This window comes from Nitratireductor soli (assembly GCF_001050155.1).
GTDB lineage: Bacteria > Pseudomonadota > Alphaproteobacteria > Rhizobiales > Rhizobiaceae > Nitratireductor > Nitratireductor soli.
Genome location: NZ_LFVY01000007.1, coordinates 67336 through 85377, shown reverse-complemented (window position 1 = coordinate 85377; position 18042 = coordinate 67336). Strand labels below are relative to the sequence as shown.

The window sequence follows — 18042 nt, the reverse complement described above, 5'->3', positions numbered from 1 at the left end:
TCTTCCCAAACTGCCCGCAGGGCATTGCATCATTCTCATTAACAAGTTAATTATATCGCCAGGAGTGTCAAGACCAATCGCGCCGGGAGGATTTGCGTGCTTTCAATCGACAAGGATTTCCTCAAGGGATCGATTCCGCCGCTCGTAACCCCGTTCAAGGAGGGAGCGGTCGACTACGACGCCTATGCCGGCCTGGTGGAATTCCAGGTCAAGGAAGGCTCGCACGGGATTCTGGTGAACGGCACCACATCCGAGCCGTCATCGCTGACGGTCGACGAGCGCAACCGCATCGTCGACGTTGCCGTGGAGGCCGCGGCGGGTCGGGTGACGGTGGTGGTCGCCACCGGCTCGCAGAGCCTTGCCGAGACCGAGGCGCTGACCCGGCACGCCGCCGCCAAGAGCGGCGTCGACGCGCTGCTGATCGTCACGCCCTACTACGCCCGCCCGCCGCAGCGCGGACTGGTCGAATATTACCGCGTGCTCAACGCCCTGCACGACAAGCCGTGGATGATCTATCACATACCGGGCCGCGCGGCGGTCGACGTGAAGCTGGAGACGGCAAAGGAGATCGATCGCGCCTGCCCGACCTTCGTCGGCATGAAGCATGCATCGCTCGATCTGGGTTACGTCTCCGACCTTCTGGAGGAGATCGACGATGATCTGCGCATCTTCGTCGGGCTCGAGGAACTGTCCTTCCCGATGATGGCCGTCGGTGCCTGCGGCCTGATGAACGCCGTCGGCAACCTGCGCCCCCGGCCACTGGCCGATCTTTGCGAGGCGGTCTGGGCCGGCGACCTGCACGGCGCCCGCGCCCTGCACCGCCAGCTGTTCGAGATCAACAAGGCCGTGTTCTACGACATCAACCCGATCCCCATGAAATACATGATGAAGAGGCTCGGCATCATGCCCGCGAACGAGCACCGCCTGCCCTTGATGCCGGCCACGGCGGAGCTGGAGAAGCGGCTTGATGCAGTCCTTTCCAGGGCCGGGCTTTCCAATGTGGAGCTTGCCTGATGCGTCTCCTGACCTTCCGCCATGACGGCGTCCTGAAACCCGGCGCGCTGGTCGGCGCAGACGGCATCGCCGACCTCACCGCGCGGATCGGCGCGTCGAGCGTTCGCCAGATCATCGAGGAGGAACGCATTGGCGAAGCTGCCAATGCGGCGAAAACGGCCGACCTCCGGCTGGCCGAGGCGCGGCTCGAACTGCCCATCCCCGATGCCGGGCGCATCTTCTGCGTCGGCGTCAACTACATGAACCGCAACGAGGAATACAAGGACGGCTCGGACGCGCCGAAATACCCGTCGCTGTTCATGCGCGGCGCGGCTTCCTTCGTGCCGCATGGCGCTCTGCTCACCGTGCCACACGAATCCGAACAGCTCGACTATGAGGGCGAGATCGTCCTGGTCATCGGCCGTGCCGGCCGCCGCATCGCGCCCGACGACGCGATGGCGCATGTGGCCGGGCTGACGATCATGAACGAGGGTTCGGTGCGCGACTGGGTGCGGCACGGCAAGTTCAACGTCACCCAGGGCAAGAATTTCGACGGCACCGGCGCGATCGGGCCATGGATCGAGACGGACCTGACCACCATCGACCCGCAAGACCTGGCCATCGAGACCCGCGTCAACGGCGAGGCGAGGCAGCGCGACACGACCGCCTCCATGGCATTTCCCTTTGCCCGCATCATCGAATATGTATCGACCTTCACGCGCCTGGTTCCCGGCGACCTGATCGCCACGGGAACGCCGACCGGCGCCGGCGCCCGTTTCGATCCGCCCAGATGGCTGAAGGCCGGCGATGTGGTGGAAGTGACGGTTGAGGGCGTCGGCACCTTGCGCAACGGAGTGGAAGAAGAAGCTTGAACGAAGACGTCAAACGGCCCCTGCCCCGCTCACCCGAGGACCGCCTCCTGCCGCGCGACACACGCCGCTCGCTGCCGATCGCCCTGCTTCGCGCCCGCGAGGCGGTGATGTCGCGTTTCCGGCCGATGCTCGCCGAGCACGGCGTGACGGAACAGCAATGGCGCACCTTGCGCATCCTCTATGAATCGGGGCCGATCGAGGCCAGCGACCTGGCCGAGCGCGCCTGCGTCCTGCCGCCCAGCCTGACCCGCATCATCAAGGCGCTCGACGACCGCGGTCTGCTGACCCGCGAGCGGCATGAGACGGACGGACGCCGGGTGCTGGTCGAGATCACGCCGCAAGGCAAGGCGCTGATCGCCGCCGTGACGCCAGAGAGCGTGGCGATCTACAGCGAAATGGAAGCGCGCTTCGGCAAGGATCAGGTCGAGGCGCTGCTCGACCAGTTGGAAAAACTGACCAGGGCGCTGTGAGCCGCCTCATCGCGATCACAGGCGAAAACCGCACGTCCCGCAACCGGCTGGCGCTGCACCGGCTTTGACTGCAAGCAAAGATTCACCTTGCGGTGGGAAGCTTCCGCCCGCCAGGCGTTGCTCCGTTCCCGGACATGTCCTGCATGGCATCGATCTTGCTCATCTCCAGGGCAAGGCATAGACAAAGCTTGATTTGCGATGGGGCGGCACACAGTGAACCGGTTTGACACGAGAATGCGTGCCAGTTCGGCGCAGGCGGGTACGCGCGGCGCCACCGTGCGTTTCGAGACCCTGGATTCCTGGCGCGGCATCTGCGCCCTGCTGGTGGCGATGATGCATTTTCCGGCAATCGGCCCGATCAGCGAGAGCCTCGTTGTCCGCAATGCCTTTCTCTTCGTCGACTATTTCTTCGTCCTGTCGGGCTTCGTCATCGCCCATGGCTATGGCCGCAAGCTCAACGACGGCATGGACTATCTGCGCTTCACGATTGTCCGCTTCGGCCGGATATACCCGCTTCACCTCGCCATTCTCCTGGTCTTCGTCGCCTTCGAATTGCTGCGCCTGACGGTTCCTGCCCTGCGTGGCGACGGCCCCGCGCCGTTCACCAGCGGCAACGGCATTGCCGAGCTCGTTTCCAACCTCCTTCTCCTCAACGGGGTCGGGTTTGAAACGCGCCTGACGTGGAACGGCCCGAGCTGGAGCATCTCGGCCGAATTCTGGACCTATCTGCTGTTCGGCGGAGCGGCCGTGCTGTTTGGCCGGCGCCACTGGATCGCGCTCATTCCGGTGATCATCGCCGGACCGCTCATTCTCTATCTCTTTTCCCCCCGGCTGATGGACGCGACCTGGGACTACGGCTTCATCCGCTGTCTCTATGGGTTCGCGCTTGGCGCGCTGCTCTATCACGTCGCCGGTCCGGGTCTCCTGCACAAGCGCTCGGCGACGGCTCCACAATCCGGCACGCTTTCTTGGACTTTGGCCGAACTGGGCGCCATCGTCCTGGCGGTGTTGTTCGTCGCCCTTGCCGGCCGCCAAGCCACCGGCATCGCAGCGCCGTTCGTCTTCGCATTGACGCTGCTTGTCTTCGCTCATGAGCGTGGAATCATTAGCCGGCTCCTTAAGACGGGTGCTTTTCTCTGGCCCGGCGCTCTGTCCTACGGCATCTACATGGTGCATGTCTTCGTCCAGGCGCGGATGATCTACGTTGCCACACTCGCTGAACGCCTCCTCGATATCGATCTGGTCGGGCCGTTCTCGATGCATGGCGAAGTCCATTACGGGTTCGGCGTCAACGGAGCGCTGTTCGGGACGGCCATGCTTGCCGTGATGGTCGGCCTTGTCGTCATCGCGGCGCTGATCGGCTATTTCCTTGTCGAGAAGCCGTTCCAGCGCCTGTCGAAGCGCCTTGCCGCCAGCCTCGCCGTTGAAAGCGCCACAGCGAAACGATCGGTGGCCGAGGCGAGAGCGCGCGGCAATGGTTAGGCGCTTCAGCAAACACGGCCTGTTCCTGCTTGCCGCCATCCTTCCAGCCAATGCGATTGCCGGCGACCTGCTCACCGGCCCTTCGCTGGATGCCTGGTGGGCGACCGACAATGTTCGCCTCGAACAGCGCGATGGAGCGCTTTGCGCGACCGCCATGGGAGGGACAAGCAAGCCCTGGGATGCACTGATCGGCATCAACGGGATCGCGCTTGCCGAAGGTACTGATTACCGGATTTCGGTCACCGCATCCGGCGCACCGGCCCTGCCCACGCGCCTCGTCGTGCAACAGGGCCAGGAGCCGTGGACGCCCTACGGCGACGTGATGATCCACCCGGCAGCCGAGCCGAAGGCGTTCGAGAGCACATTTACTGCCCCGCAGACACGTAGGGATGCCGCCATCGTCATCCAACTCGGCGGACAGGCGGAGGATCGGTCCATCTGCCTGAATGCGCTCAGCGTGAATGAAGGCACAGCCCCGACCGCCGCCGGAACGCCCCCGATCAGGATCAACCAGGCCGGCTACACGAGCGACGGGCCGAAAAAGGCGACGCTGGTCAGCGACAGCGAGATGCCGCTGAAATGGCAATTGCTCAGGGCCGGCGGCAAGGCGGTCGCCGAGGGCACGACACGGCGCTTCGGCTACGACAAGGCGTCGCGGCTTGAAACACACCTGATCGACTTCTCCGATGTCAGCGAAACCGGCGACGGTTTCCGGCTGGTTGCAGCCTCTTCCGAAAGCCATCCCTTTTCCATCGACGACAGCCTTTACAACCGGCTGCGCACAGACGCCCTGTCGCTTTTTTATCCGATGCGCAGCGGCATCGAGATCGACGGCGCCGTTGCCGGCGAAGCCTATGCGCGGCCCGCCGGCCATCTCGGCCAGGCACCGAACCGGGGTGACATCGCGGTGCCGTGCCTGGAAACCGCCGCGTCGCGCAAGATCTATGGCGAACGCTGGAGCTGCGGGTACGAGCTCGACGTCAGCGGCGGTTGGTATGACGCCGGCGATCACGGAAAATACGTGGTCAATGGCGGCTTCGCCGTGGCACAGATGATGGGCGCGTATGAACGCGCGCTGATCCGGGGCAAGAACGGCTCGAACGCGCTGTCGGATGGCTGGCTGCGCATTCCCGAGGCCGGCAACGGCATGCCCGACATTCTCGACGAAGCCCGATGGGAACTGGATTTCCTGATGAAGATGGCGGTGCCGGAGGGACAACCGCATCAGGGCATGGCGCATCACAGCGTCCACGACATCCGCTGGACGCCCCTGCCTCTCCTGCCGCATCAGGACGCCGAGCGCCGCGCGCTCTATCGGCCATCGACCGCCGCGACGCTCAATCTCGCCGCAGCGGCGGCGCAGGGCGCGCGGCTGTTTCGCCGATGGGATGCCGCCTATGCGGACAGGCTGCTCGAGGCGGCGCGGCGCGCCTATGACGCGGCCGAAAGGGAGCCGGCGCTTTTCATGCCGCCGACCGACGGCATGGATGGCGGCGGCGCCTATGACGACGACGACGTGGCGGATGAATTCTTCTGGGCGGCGGCCGAACTCTTCATCACCACCGGCGAATCCCGCTTCCTCGACCGCCTGAAAGCGTCGCCTTACTGGCGCGATGCCGTGTTCGATGAACTCTCCATCAGCTGGCGCGACGTCAGCGGACTGGCGCGCCTCCAGTTGGCCACCGTTCCCAGCCAGCTTCCGCCGACCGACCGGCAGGCCATGCAACGCGCCGTCATCGCCTCCGCCGAGGCGCTGCTGACAGCGCAAAGCCGTGAGGCATTCGGCCTGCTGTTCGCCCCGCGCAACGAACATTATGGCTGGGGTTCGAACAGCGCCGTGGCGCAGAACATGATCATCGTCGCCAGCGCCTACGACCTCACCGGCGATCCCCGCTACCGCGCGGCCGTTCGCGAGAGCATGGACTATCTGCTTGGCCGCAACGCGCTGGGCATCTCGTATGTGACCGGCTACGGCACCTTCTACGCGCAAAACCAGCACAGCCGCTGGTTCGCCCATTCGGTCGATCCCAGCCTGCCCCGCCCGCCCGACGGGGCCCTGGCCGGCGGGCCGAATGTCGATCTCTCGGACGCCGTCTCGGCGCGCAAGCTGAAAGGCTGCGCCCCGCAGGCCTGTTATGTCGATGACATCGAGGCGTTCGCCACCAATGAGATGGGGATCAACTGGAACGCTCCCCTGGCCTGGATTGCCTCCTTCCTGGCCGACAGTTGAATGACACGAGGAGCAGTGGCGGGATTAACGCTCTGTAGCGATCTTTCTGTTTTGTACGTTTTACTGGGGCAACAGTGATCGAGCAGGCTCGATCCCAAGGTGGGTAGGTGCAATGACGGTAGTCGACCGGTGGCGACCGGAAACAAGCGCAGGTGGATACACGCGCGACGACGAGGCGATAGAGTTCTACACGCGCGTCAACGCTCTGGTGAGCCCCGACATGGTGGTGGTCGACCTGGGCGCCGGGCGCGGCTCGCGCTTCGACGAAGGCAGCGCCCCCTTCCGCAAATGGTTCTGCAATTTCCATGGCCGGGTGAAGCGGGTTATCGGGCTCGACGTCGATCCGGTCGTGATGCAGCATCCGCATCTGGACGAGGCGCATGTCATCGTGCCCGGCGGCCCGCTGCCGCTCGGCGACGCCAGCGTGGACGTCATCATTTGCGAGTGGGTGATCGAGCACGTCGAGCACCCGAAGGAATTCGCCAGGGAGATCGAACGCGTTCTAAAGCCGGGCGGCTGGTTCTGCGCGCTCACGCCGAACACTTACGGCTATGTCGGGATCGGCAACAACATGGTGCCGGACGCGGTGAAGGACGGCCTGATGCGCATGGTCTGGCCCGACCGGCCGACGGAAGACGCCTTTCCGACATTCTATCGCATGAACACGACAGGCAGCATCCGGCGCGCCTTCGGCGAGGAGCGCTGGTCGCACCATGGCTACATCTCCAACGGCACGCCGAAATACCATGGCGGCACGACGCTCGGCTTTGCCCTCGTCTCGTTCCTGCAATGGCTGATGCCGCCCGCCCTGCGCACCAATCTGATGGTGTTCTCGCAAAAGCGGCCATAGTGGTGCGATCCCAACAGATGGTCCCCATCTGTTTCGGTCAGGCCATTATAGCATTTTGCAGTCAGGTGGAATCACCTGACGTCCGCATAAATGCGGAAAATCAATGAGATAGACCGCTTCGCCGGACGCGCGCAGCGGAAGCTCACATCTGGCGGCGCGCGTGCCCCGGTACGGCGAACCGCGCCACCAGCCTCAGCCCGAGCGCGGCCATGACGAAGAACATCCACACGGGATCGGCCCTGCGGAAGAAGAAGCTCTCCAGGAACCCGTTGAGCAGGGCGAACACGACGATCATCATGAAGAAGTCCGCCAGAAACACGTTCTCGCGGTAGGGGGGCACGCGCATGTAGTCGCGCAAGGGCGCCGCGATGAAGGCGATGATGGCGACGCCCAGCGCCGGCAGGCCCATGGCAATGGCAACGTCCATATAGCTGTTGTGACCATGCACCGCGCCACGAACGTCCCAGGCCCGGTCGAAGGGATGGTCGGCGGTGAACACCGTCTGCGTCAGCCAGAAATTCTCGAAGCCGTAGCCGGTCCAGGGTCGCTTGGCGAGCATCTCGCCGGCGAACGCCCATAGCGAGGTGCGTCCCGTATAGGTCAGGTCCGGCGCCAGCACGGACGCCAATTGCCGGACCGGCTCGATGAAGACGATGCCGAGCGTGGCGACCGCCATGCCGCAAACGGTCGTGACCACCAGGATCGGCACGAGCAAGCGCAGGCCGAAAAGCCCCGGCAGGGCGATCAGCAGGCCGGCAAGAGGAACGGTTCCCGCCGTGGTCTTGGAGCCGGTGTGGAGCACGAAGAACATCGCTGCGACGAACAGCAGCCCGCCGGCGCGCCGCCAGCCGCGCCGCCACAGATAGATCCCGGCGAACGACAGGCTGGCCATCACCGGGCCGGCGATGTTCTTGTGCGTGAACACGCCGCGCCACAGCCCCGCATGCTGCGATTCCACCTCGCCTGCCTGGTGGATTGCAGCACCAGGCACGATGATCAGCCCCAGATAGGACAGGGCGACAATGGTGAAGCCGGCAACGACGAGCACGCGGCAGAAGGCGTCGGCCGTGCGCGGCAAGGTCAGCACCGCCGCCATCGACAGGATGCCGATGAGGCTGAAGGCGGCGCTGCGCATCGTCGCGGCCGGCGCCGGCGTGTTGAGGATCGACAGGAAGAGAAAACCCAGAAGCAGGAGCCACCAGGGGCTGAGCAGCGCCGAAAGCACACGCCGGTCGACGAATGTCAGCAGCGAGGCCAGCGACAGCGCGCCCAGCCCGCCGAAACCGATCTGGTTGACGATGTCGCCGCCATCGCCGGTCAGGTCCGCGCCGGCCGGCTGGAACGGCCGGAAGGAGATGATCAGCGTGCTGAGGATCACCGTGGCGATGACCGTCGGGAGCTGCTCCGCGGTCACCAGCCGTTTGATGAATGGCAGGTCTGCTCGTTCGGTGGTTCCCGCGCTGCTCATGGGCCCGGCGCGCCCCCACGGACAAGCGCCGTACCGCCCCGCACGGCCGCTCCGTGCGGGAACGATGCATGCGCGGTCATCGAAGCCGGCTCGTCTGTGCAGCTCTCGGTCAAGGCGTCGCCACGGCAAAGTTGCGTTGCCTGTATAAGGGACGCTGTCGCTTAAGGTCGCGTTAATCACGTTTCCCTTGCGAGGTGGCGCTCCTTTGCGAACCTACGCCGCTCCCGGTGGCAAGCGTCCGGCTCCGAAGACCGAAAGCGCATTCGGGCCGCGAATCTGCTTCTGAAGCTCCGCCGCCAGGTGCCGGATGTCATGGCCCGCATCCGGCGCGCCCATCGGGAAGGGCCAGTCGCTGCCGAGCAGCAGGTGATCGGACCCCATGGTTTCGGCGAGAAGGTTCAGCATGGCTGGGCTATGGACGATGGTATCGACGTAGAACCAGCTTCCGGCATCCTTCGGCGGGATGCCCAGCGGCTTGATGCCGGGGCGCTGGGTTTCCAGGCCACGCTGCCAGCGGCCGAGCAGGCTGGCCGTCGCGCCACCGCCATGGGAAAGGATGACGCGCAGGCGCGGAAAGCGCGACGGCAGATCGCCAAAGATCATCTGCGCCGCCGCCAGCGCCGTCTCCATCGGATTGCCCAGAAGATTGGAGAGATAGAAAGCGGACAGGCGCGGGTCCTTCGATTCCGACGGATGCACCAGAACCGGCAATCCCCGCTCGGACAGCGTTTTCCAGAGCCGATGATAGTCCGGGTCCGCATAGCTGTGGGTCCCGATATCGGTGCCGACGATGACGCCCGCCCAACGCTCGTCCAGCGTCTCCGCCACCTTGAGGGCCAGCCCCGGCATGTCGGTCGGCAGGTAGGCCATGGCCCTCAGGCGCGCATGCGCAGAAACGGCTTCAAGGAGGCCGTCATTCATCCGTTGCACATAGGCCGGCCGTTCCCCCGCGGACAGGTCCGCCCGGAAGAGCGGCGGCGGTATGGCGGCCACCGCGCCGTCCAGCCCGTCGCCGTCGATGCGCTCCAGAAGCGCCTCCGGGCGCCCCATGCTGGCCAGCGACAGCTTGAAACCATGCACCGCGACATGGCCATCGCCGAGCGACATGCCATAGAGCCCGTCACGGGCCATGTCGGCCAGGCCATATGGCAGGAGATGCGTGTGGATGTCCCAGCCGCCAGCCCGGATCATGTCGCGTCCTTTGGATCGGAATACCAGGGCGGCTGCACCGGATAGTGCGGGCCGTCATACATTTCGAGGAAGATCGTCGTCTCGTCGGCGATCGTCGGCCCGTGAACGCTGCCGACCGGGTTGCAGTAGAAGGACCCGGCGACCAGCGTCGTGCCGGTCGGAATGTAGCGGTACTGTCCCGACAGGCAGTACATGAACTGGTTCGAAGCATGCGCATGCGCGTTGGGAATGCCGACGCCCTTGTCGAACTTGATCAGGGCGATGGACGCCCCCGTCTCCTCGTTGCGCCACAGCATCTTCTGGTAGAGGCCTTCCAGCGATTTCGGCTCCCAGGGCACGTCCGCCGTCTGCGTCAGGATTTCCTTGAACGCCGCCTCGAAACCTTCCGGCGCCTGATCGCCGGCCTCGGGTTCGGCCCGGCTCGGATCGTCGTCATAGGTCCACCGCACCGCCTTGAACTCGATCAGGCGGGAGAGATAGGTCTGGTCGGACGTGTTCGTCAGCTTGTGGATTGCCCGTTTCTCGTCGATGTAGACCGTGTGGCCGAGCGGCTCGTGGGTGGCGATCGTCTTGCCGAAGATCGTCTCGATCCGATTGTCCCCACCGCCAAGCGAGACCACGTAATAGGGGTGGTGGTGGATGTGGAAGCCAAGCTCCTCGCCGGGCTCCAGCTTGACCTCCCAGACACGCGTCAGATCGTTTTCCTCGACGATCCGATGGCCGATCGGCCCGAGGACGATGCTGCGTTCCCGGGCGAGTGCGAATCCGTAATCCTGCTTCATTTCAAACTCCACCTTGTCTGGGGCCTGGATGCGTCCTCACGCCGCTGTCGGCGTGTGCAGATTCGTTGCGGTGACCCGGTTGCGCAACGCTCCAAGCAAGGGGCTGCGGCAGACCAGTTCGTCGCCGTCCTTCAGAAAGAGCTGCGGCGTGCGCGCATTGCCGACACCGGCGGGCGTCCCCGTCAGCAACACGTCGCCGGCGCGAAGCGTCATGCCGAATGAAAGCTCGGCGATCAGTTGGGTGACCGGGAAGGCCATCAGCTTGGTCGAGGCGCTTTGCACGCTGACGCCGTTCAGCACGCATTCGATTTCGATATCCGCCGGATCGACCCCCTTGGCCAGGGTGACATAGGGTCCGAACGGCATGGTCTTGTCGATGCTCTTGCCCTTCAGCCACTGGCCGCCATGGGCGCGCTGCAGGTCGCGCTGCGAGACATCATTGGCCAGGCAATAGCCGAACACGTGATCGAGCGCCCGTTCCTCGGGAATGCTGCGGCCATCCTTGCCGATGATGATCGCCACCTCAACCTCATAGTCCCACTTCTGCGAAATCGCCTCGTCGAAGGCGATGGGATCGAAGGGGCCGATCATCGTGTCCGGTCCCTTGGTGAAGAAGGTGGGGTGTTCCGGCCGGTCGACCTCCTGGCCATCCCGGCGCCCCTTCCCCTCCTCGAAATGGTCCCAGTAGTTCCATCCGGCGCAGAGGATGTCGCGCTGCGTTTGCGTGCGCGGCGCGCAAAGCAGGCTTTCGTCATAGCCGATGGTCTCAAGGCCGGTTTGCCGGGCAATCCGCTCCAATGCATCGCCCCCTTGGGCGATCGCCTCCTGAACGCAGGCGATGTCTCTCGGCAGAAGACGAAGGCTTTCGCCCTCGACAAAGGCGAGACGCCGTTCGGCGCCAAATGTGATCGCAGCCAGTTTCAGCATCGCGCTCAAGCCTCGGGAATGACGGCGATTGCGTTGATCTCGATCAGGTATTCCGGGAACACCATCTTGCTCACCTCGACCATGGTCGAGGCGGGGAGCGGAGACTTGAAATACTCGCGCCGCACCGCATGAATCTTGGCAAAATCCTCGATGTTGCGGACGAAGACGTCGACCCGGCAGACATCGTCCAGCGTGCCGCCGGCCTGTTCCACCGCCGCCTTGACGTTCTCGCAGACCTGCCGCGTCTGCTCGCTGACATCGCCGATGCCGGCAATCGTGCCGTCTGGACGGCGGGCCGTCATGCCCGACACGAAGACCAGCTTTCCCTTGGCCTCGATTGTCGTCGCCTGCGAAAAATGACCGTTGGGCTGGCGCAAATTCGACGTGGTGATTTCTTGTTTGGGCATCGGTGTTTCCTTCTTGCTTTAGCATTTTGCAGTCAGGTGGGCTCATCTGGCGTCCGCATAAATGCGGAAAAACAAAGAGATAGAGTGGTGCAGCGTTTCCATGAAACGATGAACCCGTCTAAGCAATCTGTTTGCTGATCGTGGTGAGGTCCACATTCAATTCTCTGGCCAACTCCGTCAGGGCGGCCAGCACGCTCGGATCGACCGCCACTTGCTCGCCAAGCGCCTCGCGCCGCCGCCATTCGGGTTCGCCAGGCGTGTACAGCCGGGCGACACCGGGCGCGCGCGCGCCCGAGCGGATGCGTTGTGCGGCAGCGTCGACGCGCGCCTTCGCCTCCGCCGGGTCGACGAAATGGCCCATATCGAGCGCCATGAAGAGATGCGAGCAATCGTAAGGCAGCGCCGGGTCGCCATACAGCGGCTTGACCGCCCCGCCGGAAGCGCCGCCCGAAAGAGCGCCGCACAGAAGATCGATCATCATGGCCAGACCGAACCCCTTCGGCCCGGCCGTCGGCAGGAGCATGCCCTCGATCGCCTCGACGGGGTCGGTGGTGGGCGAGCCGTCCGCCTTGACCGCCCAGTTGTCGGGGATCGCCGCACCGCTTTTGGCCGCCATGCGAATCTTGCCCATGGCCGCTTCGCTGGTCGCCATGTCGAGGACGAACGGCGTTGCGTCCTCGCAAGGCATGGCGATGGCAAGCGGGTTGTTGCCGACCACGCGTTCGGCCCCGCCCGGCGCCGGCATCAGCGGCCGGGTGTTGCACATGGCGATGCCGACGCAGCCTTGTTCGGCCGCGGCCAGCGCAAAGCGCCGCGCCGCGCCGAAATGAAAAGCGTGCCGCACCGCCACGACACCGGCGCCATGCACGCGTGCCTTCTCGACGGCTTTTTGCATGGCGAAATCGCCGGTCAGAACGCCGAAGGCATGACGCCCGTCGAGCACCACGCTGGTGCCGCGATCCGACACCGTTTCCGGTTCCGATTGCACCGACACGGAACCCGCCTTGAGCCGCTTCACATACATGTCGGCGAGCATCACGCCATGCGAGGCCAGCCCGAGCCGATCCGCCTCGACAAGACTTTCGGCCACCGTGCGTGACGCCTCCGGGTCGAGCCCGGCGCCGACAAAGATTCTCGCGACATCGGCTGTCACGCCGCCGGCATCCAACAACAAGGCCATTCAGTCCACTCCACGCAATCTCATTGGGACGAGGGGTAGCGAAGTTTATGCCGATAATCAACAAGATTGTCGAAAATCATTTGACTGATCGATTATTATTCGATTTTCTGCATGAGCCCTCGGACAATGGAGAGCGGGTATCCGGGCATGGTCCTGGAAACTGATGGAGAAAAAAATGACAAGACTGAAGGGAACCGGCCTGGGGCTCGCCCTCGGGCTTAGCTTGATCGCGACGGCGCCGACGCCTGTGCAGGCCGCGGAGGAACTCACGCCGGTGGTGTTTTCGCTGGACTTCATACCGCTCGGTCGTCACGCCGCCTGGTATGCCGCCGTGGAGGAAGGATTTTTCAAGGAAGAGGGCCTGGATGTCTCGATCATCCCGTCCCAGGGAACCGCGCAGGTGATGCAGGCGGTGGCGACGGGCATCGCCCAGTTCGGCTTTGTCGATCTGCCCGGCGTCGTGCTGGCCCAAGCCGGCGGCACCGACATCAAGATGATTGCGGTGAACTACCAGAAATCGCCCTATGCGATCTTCTCGCTCGCCAATGGCGGCAATGTCCAGGAAGCGTCCCAACTGGAAGGGCTTTCGCTGGGCAGCGGCGCCGGCAGCATCACGCCGATGGTGATCGGCGGCTTCATGAGCCAGAAGGGTCTGTCGGCCAAATCCCTGGAGATCGTCAACGTCGCGCCGCCGGCGCGCGCCAGCGCCCTCCTGAGCGGACAGGTGCCGGCGATCGAATTCTTCGCCATGGCCAAGCCCGGCCTGGAGGCGGCCGCCAAGGAGGCGGGCACCGAGCTGCGCACATTCCTGCTCGCCGACAACGGCCTAGAACTCTACTCGAACGGCATCGGCGCGTCGGCAGCCTATCTGGAGGACAATCCGGATATCGCCAGGGCATTCGTCAAGGCTGCCCTGCGCGGCTGGCAGTTTGCCCTTGCCAATCCGGAGAAGGCCGCCGAAGCCATCATGAAGAACATCGACGGGCTGAAGCGTGACGTGATCCTGGCCGAGATCGAAGTGGTTCGCGGGCTGGCGGTCACCGACGATGTGGAGGAGCATGGCCTTGGCTGGTTCAGCCCGGAGAAGATGCAGGCCGGCGTCTCGTTCGTCGTCGACAATGTCGGCGTCCAGGGCACCGCGCCCGAAGCCGGCTCCATCTACCTGGAAGGCTTCCTGCCCGACCCGGCAATCAAGCCTTGAGCGGTGAGAACGTGACTGCAATCACTGGCACCAGGGAGCAAGCCCCTGACGGGCTTGCTCCCTCCTCCGAACCGTTCGGCGTGTTCACGGACATCGAAAAGCGCTTCGCGCTTGGCGACGGATCCTATCTGACGGCCATCGAGAAACTGTCGCTCACCCTGGAGAAAGGCCAGCTGATCAGCCTGCTCGGGCCGAGCGGCTGCGGCAAGACCACCTTCCTGCGCATCGTTGCCGGCCTCGAGCAGGCGAGCATGGGCGAGGTGCGGATCGAGGGCAAAAGCATATCCGGCCCGCATCCCGATTTCGCCTTCGTGTTTCAGCAACCCAATCTGATGCCCTGGCGGACGGTTCTGGAGAACATCCTCTTCCCGCTCGAAATCCGCCGGGAGAAGACCCCAAAAGGTGTCGACCGCGCCCGGGAGCTCGTCGAGCTGGTCGGCCTTGCCGGCTTTGAAGATCGCTACCCCTCGGAGCTTTCAGGCGGCATGCAGCAGCGCGTTGCCCTGTGCCGAGCCCTGGTGCACGACGCCAAGCTGCTGCTGATGGACGAGCCCTTCGGCGCGCTCGACGAATTGAAGCGCATGGAGATGCACGACCTGCTTCTGTCGATCCGCGCCCGCACCAATGTCAGCGTCCTGTTCGTCACCCATTCCATCTCGGAAGCGATCTACCTGTCCGACATGGTCGCCGTCTTCTCGCGGCGCCCGGCAACCATTCGCGACCGGATCGAGATATCCCTGCCTTATCCGAGGCAAGGCGAGATGCGCTATGGAGCGGATTTCACCCGCTACGAGCACGAGGCGAGCAGGCTATTGGGAATTGTGAGATGACAGACAACGTCTATTACCGCTCGGTCTTTCCCTTGGTCGGCCTCTGCGTCATCGTCGTCGCCTGGCAGGCCTACACCACGCTGTTCAATGTCAGCAGCGTCGTCTTGCCCAGCCCGACCGACATCTTCTTCGCCACCTGCGAGAACTTCACCACCTTGTTGCGGCACACATGGCCGACCCTGGTCGAATGCGTGCTCGGCTTCGCCCTGGCGGTCGGCATCGGTATCCCCATCGCCGTTGCGCTGAGCAGCTCCACCCTGCTCAACCTCACCCTCTACCCGATCCTGATCGCCATGCAGTCGGTGCCGAAGGTCGCCGTGGCGCCGATCATTCTGGTTTGGTTCGGGCTGGGCATCGAATCGAAGCTGGCGATCGCCTTCCTGGTGGCCTTCTTCCCCATCGTCGTCGACACGGCAACGGGGCTCAACGCCACGCCGAAAGGCTTGCTGGAACTTGCCAAATCGCTGCGCGCGACGCGCTGGCAGATCTTCTACAAGGTGCAATTGCCCTCCGCCCTACCCTTCGTCTTCGCCGGCGCCAAGGTGGCCGTCACCCTGACCGTCATCGGCGCGGTCATCGGCGAATTCGTCGGCTCGAGCGAAGGACTGGGAAACCTCCTCCTGACGGCCAACTCGCAGCTCAACGGGCCGCTGGCCTGGGCCGCCCTGATCTGGCTCAGCGCACTGGGAATGGCGCTTTTCGGCGCGGTGGCGCTCGCCGAACGGTTCTTCATGCCCTGGGCGAAGGATGGGAGCGGCCACTGAAACCGAAAGCCGGCCGGCCTTGCCCCTTCGCCACCCTCGGAGGGTCAGGCCGGTTCGAGCCTGTAGAGGCGAACCGGCGGCCGCGGCGCGCGCTTGATGACGCCCTTTGCCTCAAGATCGAGCTGGACGGCTTTCAGCCACCATCCAGCCGTCTTGCCCTCGGGGAAAACCGCCTCCGAAAGGTGCGGCAGAAGCGCCTCCTTCGCGTCGGCCACCGTCAGTCCGGGCGCTTCGGCCGGCAGAACGGCAAGCAGCGCTTCGCGCATCGCCATGTACTTCGCCCGACTGACCCGCTCGGTCTTTCCAGGCTTGTTGATGTTCTCGATTTCAATTTTGTCGTCAGGCATCGATCGTCCCCGCCACTGCAATCTTCGGATTCTTGAACCCCATTCCGATCCAAGCTCCCAGGAGCTTGGCATAGAACGAAACCGTGTGGCTCTTCAGATTGGGAATGTCGTCCGGCAGCTTCGAGGCATCGGACAGGTCTGCGACCATGGTACGCAACTCGGCTTTTGGCCGCGTGTCGTCCGGCCACAGATGCAGATAGATGCTCAGCCAGTGCGCACCCTTCAATTCCAGGAAGACCGGCGTGTTGCAGCAGGTGGCGACGACGCGGCGCGACCCCGCGTCTGCGGTCAGCCGGAACTCCTTCAAATGCTCCGCTCCCGACAGAATGCGGACACGATCCTTGCGATAATCCGCCGTCAGCGTCGCCTCGTAGGATGTAAGAAGGTTCTTCGCACCGGGAAGCTTCGCCAACCGAGCCGCCGCCGCCCGGCAACTGTTGCACAGGCACTCCGTCACGACGATCGGAGCTCCCTTCAGCTCCAAGCGCGTCTGCCCGCAGGCGCAACCGATCTTTCTGGTTTCGCTCATGCCTCGTTCTCCTCCGTAACGTGAAACAGATGCCTTATGTATCGATCCAGGTGATCAAGACTTTCCCGCGCAAGCGCGGGATCGTTCCCCGCCTTGGCCAGGACGAAGCCGCCCTGCAGGACGGTTTGCGTATGCCGCGCGAGGCTCTCCGCCGTCCAGTCGCCGGTGATGCCGCGATCGCGCCGGGCCGCCTCGATATCGGCCTCGAGCGTTGCCGCATGGCCAAGAATGCTCCGGCCGCAGGCATCGCGAATCTCGGCGGACGTCGCGTATATCTCCTGTGCCATCGTGCCGACCAGGCAGGTGAATTCGGCCAGATCGCCGACAATGATCGCCTTGCGGAACGCCACATAGGCAAGAACCCGCTCCAGGGGATCAGCCGGAGCATGATAGGGCGCGGCGGCGAAGAAGTCGGACGTCGTCTCGGTCCAGAACTCGGCCGCGGCGACCCCCAGGGCCTCCTTGCTGCCGAACTGGTGGAAGAACGCTCCCTTGGTGACATCGGCCGCCCTGCACAACTCGTCGACCGCGGTTGCCGCGAAGCCTTTGGTGCGGACGATGTCCCGCGCCGCCTCGAGGAGCCGGATGCGTGCGCCGCCGCGTTCGGGTGATTGCTTGGTGGGTCTCGACATACCAGATACATACCATACGGTCGGTATTTGTCAACGGCCGACTGAAACGCTGCTGCCTCCGGCGCAGCACACTGCATGTACGGTCTGGATCCGGGAGAGTGCCCTGAGGAGGAAGCGGCATCGTCGATCTCGAGGGTTAGACGCCCTGAAACTTCAACCGTTGCCGGAGGTTTTATCCGATGGAACCGAAGCGCAATGCTTCAATGCGCGAAATCGCCGAGCAGTTTCAGCTTCTCGGTGGTTCGCTCGATGTGTTCGCGGTTGAGCCTTACCGCCGTATCAGCATCGCGTTCGAGCGCCGCCGCCATGATCGCCCGGTGCTCGGCCACATGGTCCCGCGCCTCGCCTTTCGTCGAGATCGACAGCGCGACATAGCGCTCGCCGAGATCGAACAGCCGCTCCCTGATATCGAGGAGAATGGGCGAGTTGCATCCGGCGACGAGCGCCCGATGGAACTCCCGATGATAAGCCAGCCAATCGGCATTGCGGTCGTAGGGCGCGTGGTCAGACTCCCTGGAGGCGCTGGCCAGGAAGTGCATGGCGCTGACCAGGTTTGCTTCCCATTCGACGCCGCCCAGCGCGATCGATTTGCGCAGGGCGATGCCCTCGATCTCCGTGCGCGTCGCGCTGAGATCGTCGAGCTGTTCCTGGGAAACTGCGGCCACCCGGAAACCCTTGTTTTCTTCGAGCTCTACGAGACCTTCGGATTCCAGGCGCATCAGCGCCTCCCGCACGGGGCTTCCGCCAACCGCATAACGCTGACGCAGCGTCTCGGTGCGCAGCCGCTCTCCCGGTCGCAGGCGCCCCATGACGATGTCTTCACGCAACTGCATGAACACCGTTCCGTTTCTCGTGATCTGCAAGTTCATGGCCGTTTCTCTCACAAA

At 64.2% G+C, this 18042-nt stretch carries 19 protein-coding genes; 9 read left to right on the top strand and 10 right to left on the bottom strand.

Annotated elements, in window-relative coordinates; genetic code table 11:
• Positions 1-96 precede the first annotated feature (96 nt).
• From dapA to AB843_RS10265, 6 genes are all read left to right on the top strand, one after another.
• Positions 97-1014, top strand: coding sequence for a 4-hydroxy-tetrahydrodipicolinate synthase (dapA, locus tag AB843_RS10290; RefSeq protein WP_082143762.1), 918 nt, complete (start codon positions 97-99; stop codon positions 1012-1014).
• The gene (locus AB843_RS10285; protein WP_048646757.1) at positions 1011-1865 is read left to right on the top strand and encodes a fumarylacetoacetate hydrolase family protein; all 855 of its coding nucleotides are present in this window, start codon (positions 1011-1013) and stop codon (positions 1863-1865) included. The genes dapA and AB843_RS10285 overlap by 4 nt, the downstream gene beginning before the upstream one ends.
• Positions 1862-2335: a homoprotocatechuate degradation operon regulator HpaR gene (gene hpaR / locus AB843_RS10280; protein WP_244467947.1), complete on the top strand. Its 474-nt coding sequence runs from the start codon at positions 1862-1864 to the stop codon at positions 2333-2335. The genes AB843_RS10285 and hpaR overlap by 4 nt, the downstream gene beginning before the upstream one ends.
• A gap of 234 nt (positions 2336-2569) precedes the next feature.
• Positions 2570-3817 carry an acyltransferase family protein gene (locus tag AB843_RS10275; protein ID WP_082143761.1) on the top strand — a complete coding sequence of 416 codons (1248 nt, stop codon included), beginning with the start codon at positions 2570-2572 and terminating at the stop codon, positions 3815-3817.
• A complete protein-coding gene (locus AB843_RS10270) occupies positions 3810-6047 on the top strand; it encodes a glycoside hydrolase family 9 protein (RefSeq protein WP_048646756.1) in 2238 nt (745 codons plus the stop codon). The genes AB843_RS10275 and AB843_RS10270 overlap by 8 nt, the downstream gene beginning before the upstream one ends.
• Positions 6048-6159: 112 nt before the next feature.
• A complete protein-coding gene (locus AB843_RS10265) occupies positions 6160-6897 on the top strand; it encodes a class I SAM-dependent methyltransferase (RefSeq protein ID WP_048646755.1) in 738 nt (245 codons plus the stop codon).
• A 142-nt stretch (positions 6898-7039) separates the two neighbouring features.
• Here the strand turns inward: AB843_RS10265 and AB843_RS10260 are convergent, their stop codons facing one another.
• The 6 genes from AB843_RS10260 to AB843_RS10235 form a co-directional block, all read right to left on the bottom strand.
• Positions 7040-8365: an O-antigen ligase family protein gene (locus AB843_RS10260; protein WP_048646754.1), complete on the bottom strand. Its 1326-nt coding sequence runs from the start codon at positions 8363-8365 to the stop codon at positions 7040-7042.
• A gap of 213 nt (positions 8366-8578) precedes the next feature.
• Entirely contained in the window at positions 8579-9556 is a 978-nt protein-coding gene (locus tag AB843_RS10255) for an amidohydrolase family protein (protein ID WP_048646753.1), read from the bottom strand.
• Positions 9553-10338, bottom strand: a complete 786-nt coding sequence (locus AB843_RS25985; protein ID WP_206412848.1) for a cupin domain-containing protein — start codon at positions 10336-10338, stop codon at positions 9553-9555. Before AB843_RS25985 ends, AB843_RS10255 begins: the two co-directional genes overlap by 4 nt.
• A gap of 36 nt (positions 10339-10374) precedes the next feature.
• Positions 10375-11265: a fumarylacetoacetate hydrolase family protein gene (locus AB843_RS10245; protein ID WP_048646752.1), complete on the bottom strand. Its 891-nt coding sequence runs from the start codon at positions 11263-11265 to the stop codon at positions 10375-10377.
• 5 nt (positions 11266-11270) lie between these two features.
• Entirely contained in the window at positions 11271-11672 is a 402-nt protein-coding gene (locus AB843_RS10240) for a RidA family protein (protein WP_048646751.1), read from the bottom strand.
• A 118-nt stretch (positions 11673-11790) separates the two neighbouring features.
• The gene (locus AB843_RS10235; RefSeq protein ID WP_048646750.1) at positions 11791-12852 is read right to left on the bottom strand and encodes an Ldh family oxidoreductase; all 1062 of its coding nucleotides are present in this window, start codon (positions 12850-12852) and stop codon (positions 11791-11793) included.
• Positions 12853-13027: 175 nt separating this feature from the next.
• Here AB843_RS10235 and AB843_RS10230 point away from each other — a divergent pair, with 175 nt between their 5' ends.
• The 3 genes from AB843_RS10230 to AB843_RS10220 are packed head-to-tail and all read left to right on the top strand — an operon-like array spanning position 13028 to position 15647.
• Positions 13028-14053: an ABC transporter substrate-binding protein gene (locus AB843_RS10230; protein WP_157384482.1), complete on the top strand. Its 1026-nt coding sequence runs from the start codon at positions 13028-13030 to the stop codon at positions 14051-14053.
• 11 nt (positions 14054-14064) lie between these two features.
• Complete coding sequence (locus AB843_RS10225; RefSeq protein WP_244467946.1) at positions 14065-14883, top strand: ABC transporter ATP-binding protein; 819 nt, start codon at positions 14065-14067, stop codon at positions 14881-14883.
• A complete protein-coding gene (locus AB843_RS10220; protein WP_048646747.1) occupies positions 14880-15647 on the top strand; it encodes an ABC transporter permease in 768 nt (255 codons plus the stop codon). The genes AB843_RS10225 and AB843_RS10220 overlap by 4 nt, the downstream gene beginning before the upstream one ends.
• Before the next feature lie 44 nt (positions 15648-15691).
• Here the strand turns inward: AB843_RS10220 and AB843_RS10215 are convergent, their stop codons facing one another.
• The 4 genes from AB843_RS10215 to AB843_RS10200 form a co-directional block, all read right to left on the bottom strand.
• Positions 15692-15994, bottom strand: a complete 303-nt coding sequence (locus AB843_RS10215; RefSeq protein WP_048646746.1) for a DUF6958 family protein — start codon at positions 15992-15994, stop codon at positions 15692-15694.
• The gene (locus AB843_RS10210; RefSeq protein WP_048646745.1) at positions 15987-16523 is read right to left on the bottom strand and encodes a GFA family protein; all 537 of its coding nucleotides are present in this window, start codon (positions 16521-16523) and stop codon (positions 15987-15989) included. The genes AB843_RS10215 and AB843_RS10210 overlap by 8 nt, the downstream gene beginning before the upstream one ends.
• Positions 16520-17155: a TetR/AcrR family transcriptional regulator gene (locus tag AB843_RS10205; RefSeq protein ID WP_048646744.1), complete on the bottom strand. Its 636-nt coding sequence runs from the start codon at positions 17153-17155 to the stop codon at positions 16520-16522. Before AB843_RS10205 ends, AB843_RS10210 begins: the two co-directional genes overlap by 4 nt.
• A gap of 200 nt (positions 17156-17355) precedes the next feature.
• Complete coding sequence (locus AB843_RS10200; protein WP_048646743.1) at positions 17356-18024, bottom strand: GntR family transcriptional regulator; 669 nt, start codon at positions 18022-18024, stop codon at positions 17356-17358.
• Positions 18025-18042: the final 18 nt, after the last annotated feature.

Excerpts from the sequence above, each read along its gene's own strand:
- AB843_RS10275 (WP_082143761.1), top strand. The coding sequence starts at position 2,570 with ATGCGTGCCAGTTCGGCGCAGGCGGGTACGCGCGGCGCCACCGTGCGT.
- AB843_RS10270 (WP_048646756.1), top strand. The coding sequence starts at position 3,810 with ATGGTTAGGCGCTTCAGCAAACACGGCCTGTTCCTGCTTGCCGCCATC.
- AB843_RS10265 (WP_048646755.1), top strand. The coding sequence starts at position 6,160 with ATGACGGTAGTCGACCGGTGGCGACCGGAAACAAGCGCAGGTGGATAC.
- AB843_RS10260 (WP_048646754.1), bottom strand. The coding sequence starts at position 8,365 with ATGAGCAGCGCGGGAACCACCGAACGAGCAGACCTGCCATTCATCAAA.
- AB843_RS10255 (WP_048646753.1), bottom strand. The coding sequence starts at position 9,556 with ATGATCCGGGCTGGCGGCTGGGACATCCACACGCATCTCCTGCCATAT.
- AB843_RS25985 (WP_206412848.1), bottom strand. The coding sequence starts at position 10,338 with ATGAAGCAGGATTACGGATTCGCACTCGCCCGGGAACGCAGCATCGTC.
- AB843_RS10245 (WP_048646752.1), bottom strand. The coding sequence starts at position 11,265 with ATGCTGAAACTGGCTGCGATCACATTTGGCGCCGAACGGCGTCTCGCC.
- AB843_RS10240 (WP_048646751.1), bottom strand. The coding sequence starts at position 11,672 with ATGCCCAAACAAGAAATCACCACGTCGAATTTGCGCCAGCCCAACGGT.
- AB843_RS10235 (WP_048646750.1), bottom strand. The coding sequence starts at position 12,852 with ATGGCCTTGTTGTTGGATGCCGGCGGCGTGACAGCCGATGTCGCGAGA.
- AB843_RS10230 (WP_157384482.1), top strand. The coding sequence starts at position 13,028 with ATGACAAGACTGAAGGGAACCGGCCTGGGGCTCGCCCTCGGGCTTAGC.
- AB843_RS10220 (WP_048646747.1), top strand. The coding sequence starts at position 14,880 with ATGACAGACAACGTCTATTACCGCTCGGTCTTTCCCTTGGTCGGCCTC.
- AB843_RS10215 (WP_048646746.1), bottom strand. The coding sequence starts at position 15,994 with ATGCCTGACGACAAAATTGAAATCGAGAACATCAACAAGCCTGGAAAG.
- AB843_RS10210 (WP_048646745.1), bottom strand. The coding sequence starts at position 16,523 with ATGAGCGAAACCAGAAAGATCGGTTGCGCCTGCGGGCAGACGCGCTTG.
- AB843_RS10205 (WP_048646744.1), bottom strand. The coding sequence starts at position 17,155 with ATGTCGAGACCCACCAAGCAATCACCCGAACGCGGCGGCGCACGCATC.
- AB843_RS10200 (WP_048646743.1), bottom strand. The coding sequence starts at position 18,024 with ATGAACTTGCAGATCACGAGAAACGGAACGGTGTTCATGCAGTTGCGT.